At 65.0% G+C, this 17391-nt stretch carries 16 protein-coding genes; 6 read left to right on the forward strand and 10 right to left on the reverse strand.

Features of this window, described 5'->3' with window-relative positions; all coding sequences use genetic code 11:
• Positions 1–50: 50 nt before the first annotated feature.
• The 7 genes from NCS02_RS33215 to NCS02_RS33245 form a co-directional block, all read right to left on the reverse strand.
• On the reverse strand, positions 51–815 hold the full coding sequence (locus tag NCS02_RS33215; protein WP_250437780.1) for a bestrophin-like domain: 765 nt from the start codon (positions 813–815) through the stop codon (positions 51–53).
• A 10-nt stretch (positions 816–825) separates the two neighbouring features.
• On the reverse strand, positions 826–1353 hold the full coding sequence (locus NCS02_RS33220; RefSeq protein ID WP_175982406.1) for a hypothetical protein: 528 nt from the start codon (positions 1351–1353) through the stop codon (positions 826–828).
• Positions 1354–1362: 9 nt separating this feature from the next.
• Positions 1363–3420: an alkyl/aryl-sulfatase gene (locus NCS02_RS33225; protein WP_250520473.1), complete on the reverse strand. Its 2058-nt coding sequence runs from the start codon at positions 3418–3420 to the stop codon at positions 1363–1365.
• A 180-nt stretch (positions 3421–3600) separates the two neighbouring features.
• On the reverse strand, positions 3601–5139 hold the full coding sequence (locus tag NCS02_RS33230; protein WP_250504397.1) for a purine-cytosine permease family protein: 1539 nt from the start codon (positions 5137–5139) through the stop codon (positions 3601–3603).
• An 85-nt stretch (positions 5140–5224) separates the two neighbouring features.
• Positions 5225–6175, reverse strand: coding sequence for a LysR family transcriptional regulator (locus NCS02_RS33235; RefSeq protein WP_250457707.1), 951 nt, complete (start codon positions 6173–6175; stop codon positions 5225–5227).
• A gap of 10 nt (positions 6176–6185) precedes the next feature.
• On the reverse strand, positions 6186–7652 hold the full coding sequence (locus NCS02_RS33240; RefSeq protein ID WP_250520475.1) for an NAD(P)/FAD-dependent oxidoreductase: 1467 nt from the start codon (positions 7650–7652) through the stop codon (positions 6186–6188).
• Positions 7653–7685: 33 nt separating this feature from the next.
• Entirely contained in the window at positions 7686–8033 is a 348-nt protein-coding gene (locus NCS02_RS33245) for a cupin domain-containing protein (protein WP_008345333.1), read from the reverse strand.
• Positions 8034–8234: 201 nt separating this feature from the next.
• On the opposite strand from NCS02_RS33245, the gene NCS02_RS33250 reads away from it, so the two are divergent.
• The 3 genes from NCS02_RS33250 to NCS02_RS33260 all read left to right on the forward strand — a co-directional run bounded on the left by NCS02_RS33250 (position 8235) and on the right by NCS02_RS33260 (position 11630).
• On the forward strand, positions 8235–9080 hold the full coding sequence (locus NCS02_RS33250; RefSeq protein ID WP_008345332.1) for a helix-turn-helix transcriptional regulator: 846 nt from the start codon (positions 8235–8237) through the stop codon (positions 9078–9080).
• Positions 9081–9193: 113 nt separating this feature from the next.
• Positions 9194–10144: an agmatinase gene (gene speB / locus NCS02_RS33255; protein ID WP_175982400.1), complete on the forward strand. Its 951-nt coding sequence runs from the start codon at positions 9194–9196 to the stop codon at positions 10142–10144.
• Between the two features lie 16 nt (positions 10145–10160).
• Positions 10161–11630, forward strand: a complete 1470-nt coding sequence (locus NCS02_RS33260; RefSeq protein WP_250520477.1) for an aldehyde dehydrogenase family protein — start codon at positions 10161–10163, stop codon at positions 11628–11630.
• A gap of 68 nt (positions 11631–11698) precedes the next feature.
• Here NCS02_RS33260 and hfq read toward each other — a convergent pair whose 3' ends face one another.
• Both hfq and NCS02_RS33270 read right to left on the reverse strand, forming a co-directional pair.
• A complete protein-coding gene (gene hfq, locus NCS02_RS33265) occupies positions 11699–11977 on the reverse strand; it encodes an RNA chaperone Hfq (protein WP_008345329.1) in 279 nt (92 codons plus the stop codon).
• Between the two features lie 225 nt (positions 11978–12202).
• Entirely contained in the window at positions 12203–12868 is a 666-nt protein-coding gene (locus NCS02_RS33270) for a TetR/AcrR family transcriptional regulator (RefSeq protein WP_008345328.1), read from the reverse strand.
• A gap of 188 nt (positions 12869–13056) precedes the next feature.
• On the opposite strand from NCS02_RS33270, the gene NCS02_RS33275 reads away from it, so the two are divergent.
• The 3 genes from NCS02_RS33275 to NCS02_RS33285 are packed head-to-tail and all read left to right on the forward strand — an operon-like array spanning position 13057 to position 17224.
• Positions 13057–14184, forward strand: coding sequence for an HlyD family secretion protein (locus NCS02_RS33275; protein WP_008345327.1), 1128 nt, complete (start codon positions 13057–13059; stop codon positions 14182–14184).
• On the forward strand, positions 14177–15751 hold the full coding sequence (locus NCS02_RS33280) for an MDR family MFS transporter (RefSeq protein WP_250520478.1): 1575 nt from the start codon (positions 14177–14179) through the stop codon (positions 15749–15751). The genes NCS02_RS33275 and NCS02_RS33280 overlap by 8 nt, the downstream gene beginning before the upstream one ends.
• A 3-nt stretch (positions 15752–15754) precedes the next feature.
• Complete coding sequence (locus NCS02_RS33285; RefSeq protein ID WP_372492611.1) at positions 15755–17224, forward strand: efflux transporter outer membrane subunit; 1470 nt, start codon at positions 15755–15757, stop codon at positions 17222–17224.
• Here the strand turns inward: NCS02_RS33285 and NCS02_RS33290 are convergent.
• A complete protein-coding gene (locus tag NCS02_RS33290; protein WP_008345324.1) occupies positions 17221–17391 on the reverse strand; it encodes a hypothetical protein in 171 nt (56 codons plus the stop codon). The two genes, NCS02_RS33285 and NCS02_RS33290, sit on opposite strands and share 4 nt — an antisense overlap.

The following is a 17391-nucleotide window of genomic DNA, read 5'->3' on the forward strand; positions in this document are numbered from 1 at the left end:
TCTGCTTCCACTCAAAAAGATAGCACGCAGCCGGACGCGCGCCATGGCTCTCACGCTCCGATCGACTGCAGCAACCGCGTGAGATCGCGCGGCTCGACGCGGATCAATCCGCCTTTCGGACTGTCGATGTCGGCGATCAGCGCGAGCGACAGCGCGACCGTCGCCGGAAGAATCGTGATGAGCAGCCCTTTGGTCAGCTTGCCCTTCGCGCCGTAGCCCTGCATCACGCAGCCGAGCAGCGCGATGATGATCATCAGATACCACGCGCCCAGCGGAATATGGTTGATGCGCGCTGCCTCCGAGTAGTCCTGCGAGTTCAGCACGTCGTTCATGCCGGCGACGACGAGCGCGCCGATGGGCGTCGGCTGATCCTTCGCCACTTGCGTCGCGAGCTGCCACAGCTCCGTTTCGACATTCGACGTATCGCGGACGATCGTCGCGAGCGCATCGGGCGCGCGCGTCGTGTAGTTCGCCAGTCTCAGCTTCGTATAGCGGAGCAGCGCGGACTTGATCTTCGCGCCGGTCGCGGCATCGGCGAGATCGGCGCGCGCATATTCGGTGCCGATCGCGTTCGCCTCGCTTTCCTCCAGCGTCTTGCGCAAGTCGTAGCGATTCACCGCCATCGAAAGGCTGAAGCCGACGAGCAGCGCAAGCAAGGTCAGCGTGGAAGTCTGGATGATGTTGAAGTCTTCGCGATCCTCCGGCGGCAGCACGGCGAAGCGCCGCAATACGTGCGCGCCGCACGCCACCGCGCCGATGAACAGCGCGAGCAGCACGACGAACAAACCTTCCGGATGATCGACTAAAACCGTCATCGGCGCTCCTTCAGCGCGCGTCGGCCACGGAAGATTCGGCGCTCGCGAGCATCGTCGCCAGCGTCGTTCCGGCGAGCGCCGGCGCGTCGACGTGAAAGAGCGCATCGCCGAGCGCCGCGCGCGCGCCGATCCGTCCGGCGAGCCATGCGCGCAAGCCCGCCTCCGGCATCACGACGATGTTGCTGCGCCGCGATGCGTCGGTTGCCGTCACGTCCGGCAGCTCGGGGACGATGTCGGGATCGAAGCCATCGACGGTCGCGCGAAAGAACCCCCACGTATCGCTTTCGACGAGGAACACGTAGAACTCCGGCAGCGCGAGAAGCTCGTCCGGCGTGTGCGTTTCCTCGATGCGCGCCTGCAGCAGATTCAGCGCATCGATCGCCGACATGCGCGCGCGCGCCGCGGCGAGCGGCCCTTGCCCGGTATCGGCGGGATCGATCAGCCCGGCCTCGATGGCCTTGCGCGCGGCGACCGCGACCGTCAGCGCCGCCGGATGACCGACGCCGAATTCGATCTTGAAGTTGCAGATGGCGCACATGTCGGCCCCTCAAGGCGTGACGATATTGAAGTAAAACTCGAACGTGTCGAGCCAGGTGAGAAACGCGCCGAGCTGCTGGCTGTTGCCGTCCACCTTGGCTTCGCCGGACATCACGAGCTTCTGCATGTTCGTCGTGCCGAGCATGATGTTGTTCAGGTTCTCGCGCGTCATCGTGATCGATGCATCGGCCGCGCCCGACGTCGTGCCCTTCGAGTAATGGATCGCGCTGTTCTCCACGCCGAGCACGACCTGCTCTTTCGTGTCGGTGAGCGTGAGATTGAACGTGACGGTCTTGCCCGCCGCGCGTTCGCCATTCAGACGGATGCCGAGAAAGTCGAGGAACATGTCGAGCGGCATCGCGCGGATCGTGTCCGGGCTTTGCGGCTGCGGCGCGGGCACTTTCTGAATGCCCTTGCGCAACTCCATCGCGCCCGTCAGATAGAAATTGCGCCACGGCGCGGATTCGGCCTGATAGCCGAGCTGCTCATAGGCGTCCGCGAGCAACTGCTTCGCGGCGACGTTCTGCGGCTCCGCGAACACGACGTGATTCATGACTTCGGCGACCCATCGGTATTCGCCCTTGTCGTAGGACGCGTGCGCCTTCCTGATGACCGCCGCCGCGCCGCCCATGTATTCGACGTAGCGCTTGCCGCTTTCGGTCGGCGGAAGCCTGTGCAGATTCGCGGGTACGCCGTCGAAAAAGCCCAGACGCAAGTTGTATTGCGCGACCGCGTCGTGATAAACGGTGCCGTAATAGCTGCGGCAATACCAGTGCTTCGCGAGGCTGTCGGGCAGACGAATCGCTTCGCCGATTTCGAGCGGCGTCTGTCCCATGTTCGCGAGCCGCAAGGTCTGATCGTGCAGATACCGGTACATGTCGCGCTGCGCGCGCAGAAACGGCTGGATGCGGTCATTGCCCCACGTCGGCCAGTAATGCGAGGCGAACAGCACTTGCGCATCCGCGCCCCACATGTCGATGGACGTCTGCAGATACTTCGACCAGAGCAGCCCGTCGCGAACCTTCGCGCCACGCAGCGTGTAGAGATTGTGCAGCGTGTGCGTTGCGTCCTCGGCCGCGCAGAACGCCTTGAATTTCGGCAGGTAGAACATGAATTCGGACGGCGCTTCCGATTCCGGCGCCATCAATACCTCGATCTCGACGCCGTCGAGCGTCATCTTCTGCCCGGTCTTCTCCGCGAATATCGTCGGGAAGGCGAGCGTGATCGTTCCGACGGACGTCGTCTTCCCGAGGCCGCCATCGACGATGCCGGTCGGGCTGCGCGGCAGCAGCGAGCCGTACATGTAGCTCGCGCGGCGTCCCATCGCGTTGCCGGCGATGACGTTCTCGCCCACGGCGGCGTCGGTGAATCCGACCGGCGCGACGATCTTCACTTTCCCCGATTGCAGATCCTGATCGCTGACGAGCCCGCGCACGCCGCCGTAGTGATCGACGTGACTGTGCGTGTAGATGACGTGCGTGATCGGCTTGTCGCCCAGATGCGGAATGACGAGTTGCTTCCACACCGTCGACGCGACTTCCGTCGTGATGAACGGATCCACGACGATATAACCCTGATCTCCGCGGATGATGCTCATCACCGACAGATCGTAGCCGCGCACTTGCCAGATGCCCTCGACGACCGTGAACAGGCCGTGATTCATGTTGAGCTTGGCGTTGCGCCACAGGCTCGGATTGACCGTGAGCGGCGCATTGTTGTCCGGGCCGCCGTTCACGAACGCGAACGTCTGAAGGTTCCAGGCCGGAAAATTCCCTTGGCCGGGAATCACCACCGGTTCGGGCAGCGTGGCGATCAGGCCGCGGCGCGCGTCCTCGAAGTCCTGTGCATCCGCGAAGTTAAGGAAGTTGGCGTACTGCTGATTGATGTCGAGCGTCGCGCGCGTCGCCGGCTTCGACGCCGCGCCCGTCCCGCCCGATGGCGACGCGTCGGCCTGCGCCAGCGCATCGCCGACGACGCCCGACAGGCCCGTCGCCATGCCGGCGACCGCAACGTTCTTCAGAAAGACTCGACGCGCTTCTGCATCGGCTGGATGTTTCGGCTCGGACATCTCGTCTCCTGTCGGGGAATGCCGGAACGCGATGTATTCCGTCTCGGATCGCCTTTGCGATCCGCACTGAAACACACGCGTCAATAACGTCCATGTGTTGAACCGATACTGGAAAAGCGCTGGATCAACGGTGGATTAAATCTATCGTCCGAATGTTCGAATAGACGAGCGTTATGAAAGTCAATCCTCGCGCACGCGCGCCGTGATCGGAACGTGCGCGCTCGTGCGTGAAGATTCGCGCGACGCGCCGACGAGACGGCGCCCTTGCGGACCGTGAACGGCGTCGGGTTCGGGAAAGAGCCGCAGCATCGTCAGATACAGCGCGCCGCCCACGACGAACGAAACCGGCACGCTGAGATCGCAGCCGCCCGCGAGCGCGCCGAGCGGCCCGGCGAACTGTCCCGGCAGATTCACGAACGTCAGCCCGATGAACGCGGCCGGCAGCCATGCGCCCATCGCGCGCCAGTTCCAGCCGTGGCTATACCAATAGTGGCCGCCGCGCCCGCCGCGATTGAACACTTGCAGATCGTCGGCCAGATAGAAACCGCCGCGCTGCACGAAGCCGATCACCATGATCGCCATCCACGGGCAACTGAAGGTGCAGATGAGCGTCGAGAACGTCGCCACGCTTTCCACGAGGTTGAACGCGAAACGCCCCACGAAAATGAAGCCGATGGCGAGCAGGCCGATCAGCGCCGTCGCGCGCACGCGGTTGAGGAACTTCGGGAACATGCTCGACGTGTCGAGGCCCGTGCCGTAGAGCGCGGTCGTGCCCGTCGACAGTCCGCCGATGATCGCGATCAGACACATCGGCAACAGGAACCAGCGCGGCGATACCGCAAGCAAGCCGCCCACGTAGTCGTTCGAGCTGATGAAGCTCGGCGCTTGCGTCGCGATGATCGTCGCGGTGACGAGGCCGAAGAGGAACGGCACGAACGTCGCGATCTGCGCGAGAAACACGGCGCCCATCACGCGGTGGCGCGGCGTCGATTGCGGAATGTAGCGCGCCCAGTCGCCGAGCGTCGACGCGAACGAAACCGGATTGCTCAACGCGACCAGCGCCGCGCCGACGAACGCCGCCCAGAAGCCCGCGCTGCCGTGCTGAAGCGTGCCCGCGTAGTGGACGTCGAAAGGCTTCGCGAACGCGAATGCGCCGAGCACGAACATGAGGCTCGCCGCCCACACGGCGATCTTGTTCACCCACAGCATGAAGCGAAACCCGTAGATGCAGACGATCAGCACGAGCACCGCGAACACCAGATACGCCGTGCCGAGCGTCCACGGATTGACCGGCAAGCCGATCATGTCGTGCGCGCCGCCGACGAGCGCATCGCCCGAACTCCATACGGCGAGCGAGAAGAACGCGACCGATGTGAGCACCGCGAGAAACGATCCGACGATGCGGCCATGAATGCCGAAGTGCGCCCCCGACGACACCGGATCGCTCGTGCCGTTGCGCGGCCCGAAGAGGCTCATCGGCGCGAGCATGCAGGTGCCCGCGAGCACGCCGATCACGATGGACCACACGCTCGCTTCGAACGAAAGGCCGACGAGCACCGGAAAGCTGCCGAGCACCGAAGTCGAAAACGTATTGCAGCCGCCGAACAGCAGGCGGAACAGATCGATGGGCCGCGCGTATCGCGAAGCGTCGGGAATGCGCTCGAAACCGTAGGTTTCGATCTTCGTGATGCTGGTGCTGTCGCTGGTGTTGTCTGCCATGTTGTCTCGCTCCATTGTTATCGGCGGTCATTCCGTTGCGTCGGAATGCGCGCCGTAATGCGTCATCAAGGCGTCGTCAAGGCGTTCACATCGGGCACGTTGCTACCGCGCGTTCAGGCTCATCGTGATGAATCTCGCGCGCGCCATAGACGCCGAAAAGGTCTTCACAGAAGGCTCGAACGATGGCTTTGTCGGCCATGTCGCGCTTCATCGCGAGATGCAGCGGCACGTCGAAGCCGAACGCGGTGCGTCCCAGCACGCGGATCAGTCCGCGCTGCTCGAAGGCGTCCGCGTGATGCGCGGGCAAATAGCCGATATGACTGCCCGACAGGATCAGCACGGTGGCCGCGTCGATGCTGTCCGCGATCGCCGTCACGCGCCGCTCGCCGATGCCCGCGAGTTCTTCCGGCACCGGATAGCTGCGCCAGATCCAGTCGTGCGCGCGCAGATCGTCGAGCGTCACGAGCGGGTCCGCATGAAAGAGCGGATGTCCGCGCCCGCAGCAGATCACTTGCCGCTCGTTGAACAGCCTGCTGTACGACAGCCCCGCGACGCGATGCCAGAAATAGCCGATCGCCAGATCGAGTTCGCGATTGACGAGGCTTTCTTCGAGTTCCTGCGGCGGCGCGACGTGCATCGCGAAACGCACGGCCTGATCGCGCTTGCGAAATGCGCCGATAGCTTCCGCGAGCCGCGCGTTCTCGACATGCGATGCCTGTCCGATCAACCCGATCGACAGCGTGCCGACCAGCTTGCGATCGATGTCGCGCACCTGCGCGACGAATTGCGATGTGGCGCCGATCAGCGCCCGCGCCGACATCACGAAACGCTCGCCTTTGGACGTCAGCCGAAAGCCGCCGCGTCCGCGTTCGCACAGCCTGAAGCCGACGCGCGCCTCGAGCGCGGAAAGCTGCGAGCTGATGGTCGACTGGCGCACGCCGAGCGACGCTTGCGCGGCGGTGATGCCGCGCGCGTCGACGACCGCGAGAAAGACGCGCACGAGGCGCAGGTCGAGATCGGATGTATTGGAGAACATGTCGTCGCGCTCACATCGGGAAGCCCATCGCCTTGATGCCCTTGATCCACGCGCGCTTCCAGCCGCCCTCGGCATCGGCGCCGTCGAATGCGTGGAACGTGACTTTCGCGGCGAGCCATCGCACCGGCTCGGGCGGAATGTAGGTCGGGCTTCGATTGGCGATGTCGAGCGCGCGCTCGGGACTGTCGCGATCGAAAAGGATGTTCAGGCCCATGAACGCGCCGAAGCGGCTCGCGGCCACGCCGAAGCCGGTGTAGCCCGCGACGAACACGGCTTTGTCGCCGAGATAGCGCTTCGCGAATACCGATCCGCGCGAGCAGTAGTCGATCGGACCGCCCCACGCGTGCGAGAAACGCACGTCGCTCAGTTGCGGGAACGTCTTGTAGAACGCCTCCGCGAGACGGTAGTACGTGTCGCGCTGCCGATCGCGCGGCGGATTCGGATCGCCATCGAAGTGATAACTCACGAGGCCGCCGAAGATGATGTTGTTGTTCTTCGTGAGGCGGAAATAGTTGAGCTGCGTGCGCGTGTCGTAGATGCCCTGACGCTGCTTCCAGCCGATGCGCGAAAGTTGCTCGCCGGTGAGCGGCTCGGTCGCGAGTACGTGATCGCGCACTTGCAGGACGCGCCGGTTGATATCCGGAATGCCGACTTTCGCGGTGCCGCTGCCCAACAGCACGCGCGGCGCGCGCACGCTGCCCGCGGGCGTCGTCACGAAGACGGTCGCGCCTTCGTCGATCACGTCGATCAGCGGACTGTGCTCGTAAAGCCGCACGCCGAGTTCGAGCGCCGCGCGTTTCAAACCCCACGCGAGCTTCGCCGGATGCACGATGCCGCTGCGATTGCGCGACCACAGCGCACCCGCGAACAGCGGCGAATCGAGTTGTTCGCGCGTGGCCGCGGCGTCGAGCAGCGTGACGTCGTGGCCATACGATCTGTGCAGATCGTAATCGGCACGCAGATGGTCGATATGCTCGGGATCGACGGCGACCGTCATCTCGCCGTTCCATTCGATATCGGCGTCGATGCCATAGCGTTCGAGCGTCTCTTCGAAGCCGTCGAGATTGCGCTGGCCGAAGGCTTCGAGCTCGGCGATATCGTTCGGAAAGACCCGCACGGCGTTGGGCAGGCCGTGCATCACCGATGTCGAGATGATGCCGCCCGCGCGCCCCGATGCGCCGTGCGCGACCCGTCCTGCTTCGATCAGCACGACGTCGAGTTCGGGCATCTGCTCTTTCGCCTGCACGGCGGCCCACAAGCCGGTGAAGCCGCCGCCGACGATCAGAAGATCGGCGCGTGTTTCGCCCGCGAGCGACGGTTCGGCCGGCGGCTCGGCGGGATTGTCGAGCCAGTAGGGAGAGAGCTTCGTGCGGGCGAGCGCTTCTTCGACGGTCAGTCGGGCCGGCTTGCGGCGCACATCGCGCGATGCGCCGGGTGCGGCGAAGTCGGCTTCGAACAGTTGCGCGCTTTCGTTCATGACGTGTCTCCTCCTCGGGCGCGGTGCGCGACGTTATTGCTGCGGTTCGAGCACGACGTAGAACTTCTTCGCGTCCTCGATCGTTTCCCAGCGGCCCGCGAAACCGGCCGGCAGCAGATAGCCCTCGCCCGCCGCGAACTCGCGGCGCGCGCCGTTCATATCGGTCAGCGCGATGCGGCCTTCGACAAGCCAGACGGCTTCGTCGGCGGTGGTCGCGGGGAAATCGACGGCGCCGACCTTGCCTTCCCACCAGCCGATCACGTAGTTGCCGGTCTTACCTTCGGCCGCGCGCCAGTCGCTTTCGTCCATGCCGTAATCGAGTTGCGTGAATTGCCCGATGCCAGCGCCCAGCGGCGCGATGTCCTGAATCAGCTTGCTCATGTGTTTCCTTCGGTGCGTCGTTTTCAATGAATCGGTGCGCCAAAGTTACCGGGTCGACATGCCCCGGTATGCCCCCCCGCAGGGGGGACAAGCCGCGTTTCAGCGATCTGCGGGTAAATACCTAGTTACCTCGAAATCCCCGTCTGGCGGGCGATACGGCGCTTGATCTACAATCGGACAGCCTTTTCTTTGGGGCGCGCCATGCTGCTCAACGTACCCCCGCTCAATCAGGATCAAGCCGCGTTTCCGCTGTCTTTCAAGACGCTCGGCAAAGTCATCGAAGCTGTCGGCACGCCGGATTTCGTGCCGCGTCTCACGCTGCTTCTCAATGAAGTCGTGCCGCTCAATGTCGTGCACATCGAACGTTCGCGCGTCGATCGCAGCAAGCCCACGGGGTTTCGCTGCGAGTGGATCGGCAGCAGCGGCGTCGGCATGGACACGAGCGTCATCTCCGATGTCATGACGCTGTACTACGACCGCTTCTACGACAGCGATCCGCTCTTCGCGGGCATTCGCGGCAAGGTCGGGACGATGCTCGTCGTGCGCGATATCGGCGCGATTCCGCCGGGCGAATTCCGTCAGCGGCTCTTCGACGAAGCGTCGATCGCGCACGAATGCGTGCTCGCGCGCGGCACGCCGCACGCGCAGGATTCCATCGCGCTCGAACGCGCGCTCGATGCGCCGCCGTTCACGCTCGCCGAGATGAACCGCTTTCGCAACGTGAGCGAGTTCCTGTTTCCGCTGCTGGAGCTGCATGCTTCGACGAGCGCCGCGAAACGCGTCGCGCATCCGACGTCGTTCCTGCATCCGCTCGCTCAGTTCGATGCGCGCATCGCCGAGGATCGCGTGCGTCTGTCGAAGCGCGAATACGAGATCTGCACGCATCTGATCACGGGCCGCACGGTGCCCGAAGCGGCGGAAATCATCGGTGTGCGAATCGGTACGGCCGAGTCGTATGTGAAGCGCGCGTTCGCGAAGCTCGGCGTGCGGACCAAGCGCGATCTGATCGCGTGGGGGCAGGAGCATCCTCGTCTGCACGCCACCTGAAGCCGCGTTCACATCGAACCGGCTCGATGTGAACATCTCCATTTCGTGATTCGCGCGGCGCTCGCCTCGCCTAACATCGCCCCGTCCTCACAACGATGACGGGAGACGTATCGATGCAGCGCGAACTCAATCAGCCGCTCGGCGGCAACGACATGCCGCGCTTCGCCGGCATCGCGACCATGATGCGGCTGCCGCAGGCGGCGAGCACCGTTGGTCTCGACGCGTGTTTCGTCGGCGTGCCGCTCGATATCGGCACGTCGAACCGTTCGGGCGCGCGCTTCGGGCCGCGCCAGATCCGCGCGGAATCGGTGCTGCTGCGTCCGTACAACATGGCGACGCGCGCCGCGCCCTTCGATTCGCTGCAAGTGGCCGATATCGGCGACGTCGCGACGAATCCCTACGACCTGAAGGATTCGATGCGGCTGATCGAATCGGCGTACGACGAGATCGTCGCGAGCGGCTGTCGCCCGATCACGCTCGGCGGCGATCACACGATCGCGTGGCCGATCCTGCGCGCGCTGCACAAGAAGTACGGCAAGGTCGCGGTCGTGCACGTCGATGCGCACGCGGACGTCAACGACACGATGTTCGGCGAGAAGATCGCGCACGGCACGCCGTTTCGACGCGCGGTCGAGGACGGCCTGCTTCGCTGCGATCAGGTCACGCAAATCGGTCTGCGCGGCACGGGCTATCACGCCGACGACTTCGACTGGTGCCGCAAGCAGGGCTTCACCGTCGTGCAGGCCGAAGCGTGCTGGAACCGGTCGCTCGCGCCGTTGATGGAAGAAGTCCGCGCGCGCGTGGGCGACGCACCGGTGTATCTGAGCTTCGATATCGACGGGCTCGATCCCTCGTTTGCACCCGGCACCGGCACGCCGGAAATCGGCGGCCTTTCCGTGCAGCAAGGCCTTGAAATCGTGCGCGGCATGAAGGGCCTGAATGTCGTGGGCGCGGATCTCGTCGAGGTCTCGCCGCCTTACGATCAGGCCGGAACGACGGCGCTCGTCGGCGCGAATCTCGCATTCGAGATGCTCTGCGTGATGCCGGGCGTCGCGTACCGTTGAACCATCGAGGACGATCATGAATATCCGCGACAATCACTCGATTCTTCTGCCGGCCGCGACGATCGCGGGCACGCGCTATGGCGCATCGGTTCTGGAAGCGGGCAACGCGATCCACAACGCGTCGACGGGCGCGGTCATCGGCTGGCAGGAACATGCCGACGCCGCGCAAGTCGATGCCGCCGTGCGTGCCGCGCACGCCGCGCTCGATGCATGGCGCAACCGCACGCCCGCATCGCGCGGCGAGGTGCTGCGCAAGATCGCGCAGTCGCTCGCTGCGAACCGCACGCGTCTTTCGTCGATGCAGCAAGCAGTCAGCGGCAAGCCTCCGCTCGAAGCCGACACCGACGTCAGCGACGCCATCGCCACGTTCGACTACTACGCGGACCTGTGCGCGGACGCATCGCTTTTTGCGACCGAGACGCTGACATTGCCCGACGACGCCGTGACGGGCGAGCGCCATTACGAAGCGGTCGGCGTGGCCGCGCTGATCGTGCCGTGGAATTTCCCGATGGTCACGACCGCGTGGAAGATCGCGCCCGCGCTCGCGGCGGGGTGCACGGCCGTGCTGAAGCCTTCGGAATTGACGTCGCCGGTCGAGCATCTGCTCGCGGAAATCATGACGGCGGCGGGCGTGCCAGATGGCGTCGTGAATATCGCGAACGGCAGCGGCGAAGTCGGCGCGCTGCTCGCGGCGCATCCGCTCATCGACAAGATTTCGTTCACGGGCAGCACGGGCGTCGGCCGCAAGGTGATGCAGACGGCGGCGCAGGACATGAAGCGCGTGACGCTCGAACTCGGCGGGAAATCGGCGCTGATCGTGCGCGCCGATGCGGACATCGAGTACGCGGTCGCGCTCGCAATGGGCGGCGCGTTCACGAACGCCGGGCAAATGTGCTCGGCGACGTCGCGCATCCTCGTTCACGACGAGGTCTATCGCAAGTTCGTGGCCGCGCTCGAAGCGGCCGTGCGCGCGCTCGTGGTTGCCCCGCCGCACGTCGAAAATGCCGCGATGGGCCCGCTCGTATCGCATGCGCAGCGTGCGCGCGTGCAGGCGCTCGTCGAGCAGGGCGTGGCGGACGGCGCGCGCATCGCGTTCCGCGGCGCGCTCGACGGCGCTTGCGCGGACGGCTTTTTCATGGCGCCGGTCGTCGTCGCCGAACCGGATGCCGCCAACGTGCTTTGGACGGAAGAAGTGTTCGGGCCGGTCGCGTGCGTGAAGTCGTTCCGCACCGACGATGAAGCCATCGCGCTCGCCAACGGCACGCGTTATGGGCTCGTCGCAACCGTCGTGACGCGCGATGAAGACGCCGCACGGCGCTTTCGCCATGCGCTGCGCGCGGGCCTCGTGTGGATCAACACACCGCAGTTGATCTTCCCGCAGGCGTGCTGGGGCGGACTCGGACTGAGCGGAATCGGCCGCGAGCTCGGCGTGGCGGGATTGCGCGGCTATCAGGAATTGCGCCACGCGATCGCGGCGCGCGGATAGTCGCCCGTCGACGCGCGTGAGCAAGCTCACGCGCGCGTCGCTTGGGCCAACTCGCGCGCGAGACCGGACTAGCTGCGCGGCGGACGCGGCGGACGGTCGCCCGGACCACGGCTCTCGCGATGATTCGGCCGGCCGGGCGCGCCGTGATCTTCGCAAATGGTGGAAATCGCGTGCTTGAAAAGAACCTGGTTTCCGCTCGTCGAATTGAGATAGACCATATAGGTGTCGAACGACTGGATATGGCCCGTCAGCTTGATCCCATTAACGAGATAAATGGAAACCCGCTTGCGTTCTTTGCGCAGCGCGTTGAGAAAATCGCCTTGAATGCTGGCTGGACTGTTGGACATTTATGACCCGTGTTTAACCGAGCGCAGGCACCCCGACCGACCCTCGTCATTCGTGGAGCCTGCTTTTTGTGCTCGGCGTGTTTTCTTTGGACAAGTCATTATCCCGTTTCCGCGCCGTTGTTGCGATGAAAAGATAATCGCCCTATATGGCGCATGGCCGTTTCCGTCGAATCGTCGGACAAAATACGACGAATCATGGCCGATAGAGACTGGAAGGCCCGTCCATCATTTGAGCACCGCCGCCTCCACGGCGGCGAGATACGCGGCGAGCGCCCGCTTGACCTCGCGCAGATAACGGCGCGCCAGTTGCACGTCGCCCATTGCGGGACGCAGCTTGACGGCCAGCGCGCCGCTCGCGAGCGCGTGCAGCATGTCCACGTACAGTTCGCGCTCGGACGCTTTCACGCCGGGCATGCGTGCGTCGATCACCTTGCGCATCATGCTGGACTTGCGCTTTTTCTTCGCTTCATCGTGCGGCATGACCGACATCAGAATCAGGAGATCGGTCTTGCGGTCGAAATATTCGATATGCGGCGACATGATCCGATCGATCACCGCTTCCGCCGACAACGCCCGCCAGGTCTCGCTGTCGACCCGCGCAAGTTCGTCTTCGAGTTCCTGCAGCGCCGCCGCGTGGCGGTCCCACAACGCGGCGAGCAACGCGTCGCGATCCGGAAAGAAGTGATACATCGAGCCGATCGGCGTTTGCGCACGCCGCGCGACGCCGTGCATCGTCACGCCTTCCAACCCCTTTTCGACGATCAGCTCGGCGGTCGCATCCAGCACCGCCTCGATGCGCGCGCGCCCGCGCGCCTGCAAGGGCGAACGAGCCGTGCTGGCGCGCTCCGGATCCTGCAATTCGCTTTCATTGTCGGCGCGAGCCTTCTTCATTGTCTCTCCTCGAGCAAGGTCAAACTAGACGCTCGCGTCTAGATTCGTGCATACTAGACGGCATCGTCTAGTTTGGCGAGCGCGTCGCGGTGACATCGTAGTCATTTCTGGCCGCAACGCCCTCGCCGTCCCGCATTCATCGAAGGCTACCGCACCCGCGCGGTGGCGCGAAAGCTCCCGGAGAACACATGTCAGTCACAGCGCCCACGCACGGCGGCCAACCCGCCGACGCCGTCGAACGCAAACCGTCACGCAAACGCCTGCTGATTGCAATCGGCATCGTCGCGGTCGTCGCCGGCATTGCATGGGGCGTGCGCTGGTGGACGGTCGGCCGTTTCGTCGAAACCACCGACGACGCCTATCTCAAGGCCGACAGCGTCACCATCGCGCCGAAAGTAAGCGGCTATATCACCGAAGTGCTCGTCGCCGACAATCAGGCGGTCGAGGCCGGCGCGCCGCTCGCGCGGCTCGATACGCGGCAGTATCAGGCCTCGCTCGATCAGGCGAAGGCCGCGCTCGATGCGCGCGCCGCCGACATCGACCGCGCCGAAGCCGAGCTGAAGCAGCAGCACGCCAACGCCGATCAGGCGAAGGCGCAGGCCGAAGTGTCGCGCGTAAGCCTCGCGCATGCGGAAGACGACGTGAACCGTTATCGTCCGCTCGTCGCGACCGGCGCCGAAACCGCCGAGCGTCTCGCGAGCCTCGTCTCCACGCGCGATCAGGCGCGCGCCACGCTTGCCGCGAATCTCGCCGCCGCGCGTTCGGCATCGACGCAGATCGGCGCGACCGAAGCGCAGATCGCGCAGGCGCGCGCGCAAGTCGAAGCGGCGCAGGCGCAACTGAATCAGTCGAAGCTCGATCTGAGCGACACGACGCTCGTGAGCCCGGTCGCGGGGCGCGTCGGCGATCGCACCGTGCGCGTCGGCCAGTATGTGCAGCCGGGCACGCGCTTGATGACGGTCGTGCCGGTCGAGGCGCTCTATCTGGAAGCGAACTTCAAGGAAACGCAGGTCGGGCGCATGCGCGTCGGCCAGCCGGCGACGCTGCACGTCGATGCACTCAAGGGCACCGAGTTGCACGGCGTCGTCGAAAGCTTCGCGCCCGGCACCGGCGCGCAGTTCGCGCTGCTGCCGCCGGAGAACGCGACAGGCAACTTCACGAAGATCGTGCAGCGCGTGCCGGTGCGCATTCGCGTCGATACGGGTCCGCAAACGCGCAAGGTGCTGCTGCCGGGCCTCTCGGTAACGGTCGATGTCGACACCAAAACCGCCACCGACGACAGCCATCGCATCGCGGCGGAAAATCGCCATGACTGAGGCCGCCGCGCATCCGCATCGCGCGAGCGCGACCGACTGGATCGCGGTCACGGCCGGCGCGCTCGGCGCGCTGATGGCCACGCTCGACATTTCCATCACCAACTCCGCGCTGCCGCAGATTCAAGGCGAAATCGGCGCGACCGGCACCGAAGGGACCTGGATCTCCACCGGCTACCTGATGTCGGAAATCGTGATGATCCCGCTCGCCGCGTGGCTCACGCGCGTGTTCGGGCTGCGCAATTTTCTGCTCGGCAACGCGGTGCTCTTCACGCTGTTCTCGGTGATGTGCGGCTTCTCGACGTCGCTGTCGATGATGGTCGTGGGCCGCATCGGCCAGGGCTTCACCGGCGGCGCGATGATTCCGACCGCGCAGACCATCATCCGCACGCGGCTGCCGCGCGAGCAGATGCCCGTCGGCATGACGATCTTCGGCCTGATCGTGTTGCTCGGGCCGCTGCTCGGACCCGTGCTGGGCGGCTGGCTCGCGGAGAACATCTCGTGGTCGTGGTGCTTCTTCGTCAACGTGCCGGTCGGCTTCGCGCTCGTCGCATTGCTCATCACCGGCTTGCCGGCGGAGAAGTCGCATTGGGAATCGTTCTTCAAGGCCGACTGGATCGGCATAGCGGGACTCGCCATCGGCCTGAGCTCGCTTACCGTCGTGCTCGAAGAAGGCCAGCGCAATCAGTGGTTCGAATCGCATGAAATCGTGATGCTCACGTGCGTCACGGCGGTCGGCTTCCTGCTCATCGCGATCTCGCAATTCGTCGCGACGAAGCCAATCGTGCGGCTGTCGCTGCTGCGCAATCCGCGCTATGCGAGCGTGATTCTGATCGTGTTCGCCGTCGGCGCGGGGCTGTATTGCGTGTCGTTCCTGCTGCCGCAGTTTCTGAGCGTCGTCGCGGGCTATAACGCGCTGCAATCCGGCGCGATCATGCTCGTGTCGGGCGTGCCCGCGTTTCTCATCATGCCGGTGCTGCCGCGTCTGCTCGGCAAGGTGGATTTTCGCGTGCTCGTCATCTCGGGCCTGCTGTGCTTCGCCGCGAGCTGCCTGCTCGATATCTCGCTCACCGCGCAAAGCGTCGGCCACGATTTCTTCTGGTCGCAGATCTTGCGCGGCTTCGGCCAGATGCTCGCGATGATGCCGCTCAATCAGGCGTCGATGGCCGCCGTTTCGCGCGAAGAATCCGGCGATGCGGCCGGCCTCTACAACATGGCGCGCAATCTCGGCGGTTCGGTCGGGCTTGCGATCATCGGCACCGTGATCGACCGTCGCAACGACTTTCACACCGCATCGATCCGCGAATCGCTGACGGCGAATTCCGTCATCGGTCAGGAACGCATGGCCGCGAGCGCCGCCAGCTTTTTCGCGCAGGGCGGCGACATGGCGCACGCGAAGATGCAGGCGCTCGGCCAGTTGTCGATGCAAATCGGTCAGCAGGCGATCGTCATGACTTACTCCGAAACCTTCTACGTGCTGGCGATCGCGCTGCTCGCGTGTCTGCCGCTCGCACTCTTGCTCAAGACGCCGCGCGGCCAATCCGGCGACATGTCTTCTGCCGGCCACTGATTCATGAATTCATCGACGATGTTCCCTCGCACGCTTCGCCTGACCGCCCTGCTTCCGCTCGCTGCTTTCGCGCTCGCCGCGTGCACGGTCGGCCCCGACTATCGCGGCGCGCCGGAAATCGCGCCCGACGCCGCGAAAAGCGCCGCCTTCGTGCGCGCGCCGGCGCAGGGCGTCGTCGCGACGCACGCGCCCGCGACGTGGTGGCAAGCGCTCAACGATCCGCAACTGAACGCGCTCATCGATGCCGCGTTCGCCCACAATCCCGATCTGAAGATGGCGCAGGCGCGCTTGCGTCAGTCGCGTTCGCAACTGCGCGGACAGCGCGCCAACGAGTTGCCGAAAGTGTCGGGATCGGCGGCGGCGTTGCGCATGCGCTCGCCGGATACGTCGATCTTCGGTTCGTCGGGCGATGACGGTTCGTCGGGTTCGACGGGACGCGGTCCGGTCGATTTCTACACCGTCGGCTTCGATGCCTCGTGGGAGCTCGATCTCTTCGGCGGCACGCGCCGCGCGATCGAAGCGGCATCCGGCGAAGCCGAAGCCGTGCACGCCGATCTTTCGGACGCGCAGGTGTCGCTCGCGGCGGAAGTGGCGTCGGTGTACATCGACTTGCGCGATCAGCAGGAACGCCTTGCGCTCGCGGAACGCACGGCCGAGTATCAGCAGCAGATGCTGACGCTCACCGAGCAGCGGCGCGCGCGCGGCACGGCGGCGGAAGTCGATGTCGAGCGGCTCACGACGCAGGTCGACACGACGCGTGCGACGCTCGTGCCCTTGCAGACGCAGATCACCGATTCGCTGGATCAACTCGCCGTGCTGACGGGCCGCGCGCCCGGCGCGCTCGATGCCGAACTCGGCGCGCGTGCGCCGTTGCCCGCGTTGCCGTCGTCGGTGCCGATCGGCGATCCGGCGGCCATGCTCCAGCAGCGTCCGGATATCCGCGCGGCCGAGCGTCGTCTCGCATCGAGCAATGCGCAGATCGGCGAGCATATTGCCGATTATTTTCCGAAGGTGACGCTGCTCGGCGATATCGGTTTCTCCGCATCGGAGCCGAGTCATCTGCTGCGCAAGCAGAATTTCTCGTGGGTCGGCGTGCCGTATCTGCAATGGAATCTGTTCGACTTCGGGCGCACGGCGGCGAATGTCGATGCCGCCAAAGCCGCGCGCGACGAAGCCGAAGCGCGCTACGAAAAGACCGTGCTCGGCGCGCTGAAGGACGCGAATTCGTCGCTGTCGCGTTACGGCAACCAGCGCGAGCATGTCGTGCGGCTGCAGCAGGTGCAGGCGTCGGCGGAGCGGTCGGCCACGCTCGTGCGGCAACGTTATACGGCGGGCGTATCGACGCTCATCGATCTGCTCGACGCACAGCGCACGCAATTCGCCGCGCAGCAGGACGTGGTCGCCGCGCAGGCCGAACTGCTGAAGGACTTCGTCGCGTTGCAGAAGAGTCTCGGACTCGGCTGGGCGACCTAAGCGTCTTCCGTCGATTGACGCTGCGACGCCATCTCCCGCTCGAACATCGGCGCATAGAACGCGACGGCCTTGCGCAAAATGTCGTTCACTTCCCTTAGCGCGACATTCTCTTCTTCGAGTTGCGCGATGCGTCGAAGCGGATCGTCGTCTGCGGCTGGCGTCGTCAT

Source organism: Caballeronia sp. NCF2, from assembly GCF_023631205.1.
Taxonomy (GTDB): Bacteria; Pseudomonadota; Gammaproteobacteria; order Burkholderiales; family Burkholderiaceae; genus Caballeronia; species Caballeronia zhejiangensis.

Excerpts from the sequence above, each read along its gene's own strand:
- NCS02_RS33215 (WP_250437780.1), bottom strand. The coding sequence starts at position 815 with ATGACGGTTTTAGTCGATCATCCGGAAGGTTTGTTCGTCGTGCTGCTC.
- NCS02_RS33220 (WP_175982406.1), bottom strand. The coding sequence starts at position 1,353 with ATGTGCGCCATCTGCAACTTCAAGATCGAATTCGGCGTCGGTCATCCG.
- NCS02_RS33225 (WP_250520473.1), bottom strand. The coding sequence starts at position 3,420 with ATGTCCGAGCCGAAACATCCAGCCGATGCAGAAGCGCGTCGAGTCTTT.
- NCS02_RS33230 (WP_250504397.1), bottom strand. The coding sequence starts at position 5,139 with ATGGCAGACAACACCAGCGACAGCACCAGCATCACGAAGATCGAAACC.
- NCS02_RS33235 (WP_250457707.1), bottom strand. The coding sequence starts at position 6,175 with ATGTTCTCCAATACATCCGATCTCGACCTGCGCCTCGTGCGCGTCTTT.
- NCS02_RS33240 (WP_250520475.1), bottom strand. The coding sequence starts at position 7,652 with ATGAACGAAAGCGCGCAACTGTTCGAAGCCGACTTCGCCGCACCCGGC.
- NCS02_RS33245 (WP_008345333.1), bottom strand. The coding sequence starts at position 8,033 with ATGAGCAAGCTGATTCAGGACATCGCGCCGCTGGGCGCTGGCATCGGG.
- NCS02_RS33250 (WP_008345332.1), top strand. The coding sequence starts at position 8,235 with ATGCTGCTCAACGTACCCCCGCTCAATCAGGATCAAGCCGCGTTTCCG.
- speB (WP_175982400.1), top strand. The coding sequence starts at position 9,194 with ATGCAGCGCGAACTCAATCAGCCGCTCGGCGGCAACGACATGCCGCGC.
- NCS02_RS33260 (WP_250520477.1), top strand. The coding sequence starts at position 10,161 with ATGAATATCCGCGACAATCACTCGATTCTTCTGCCGGCCGCGACGATC.
- hfq (WP_008345329.1), bottom strand. The coding sequence starts at position 11,977 with ATGTCCAACAGTCCAGCCAGCATTCAAGGCGATTTTCTCAACGCGCTG.
- NCS02_RS33270 (WP_008345328.1), bottom strand. The coding sequence starts at position 12,868 with ATGAAGAAGGCTCGCGCCGACAATGAAAGCGAATTGCAGGATCCGGAG.
- NCS02_RS33275 (WP_008345327.1), top strand. The coding sequence starts at position 13,057 with ATGTCAGTCACAGCGCCCACGCACGGCGGCCAACCCGCCGACGCCGTC.
- NCS02_RS33280 (WP_250520478.1), top strand. The coding sequence starts at position 14,177 with ATGACTGAGGCCGCCGCGCATCCGCATCGCGCGAGCGCGACCGACTGG.
- NCS02_RS33285 (WP_372492611.1), top strand. The coding sequence starts at position 15,755 with ATGAATTCATCGACGATGTTCCCTCGCACGCTTCGCCTGACCGCCCTG.
- NCS02_RS33290 (WP_008345324.1), bottom strand. The coding sequence starts at position 17,391 with ATGACGACGCCAGCCGCAGACGACGATCCGCTTCGACGCATCGCGCAA.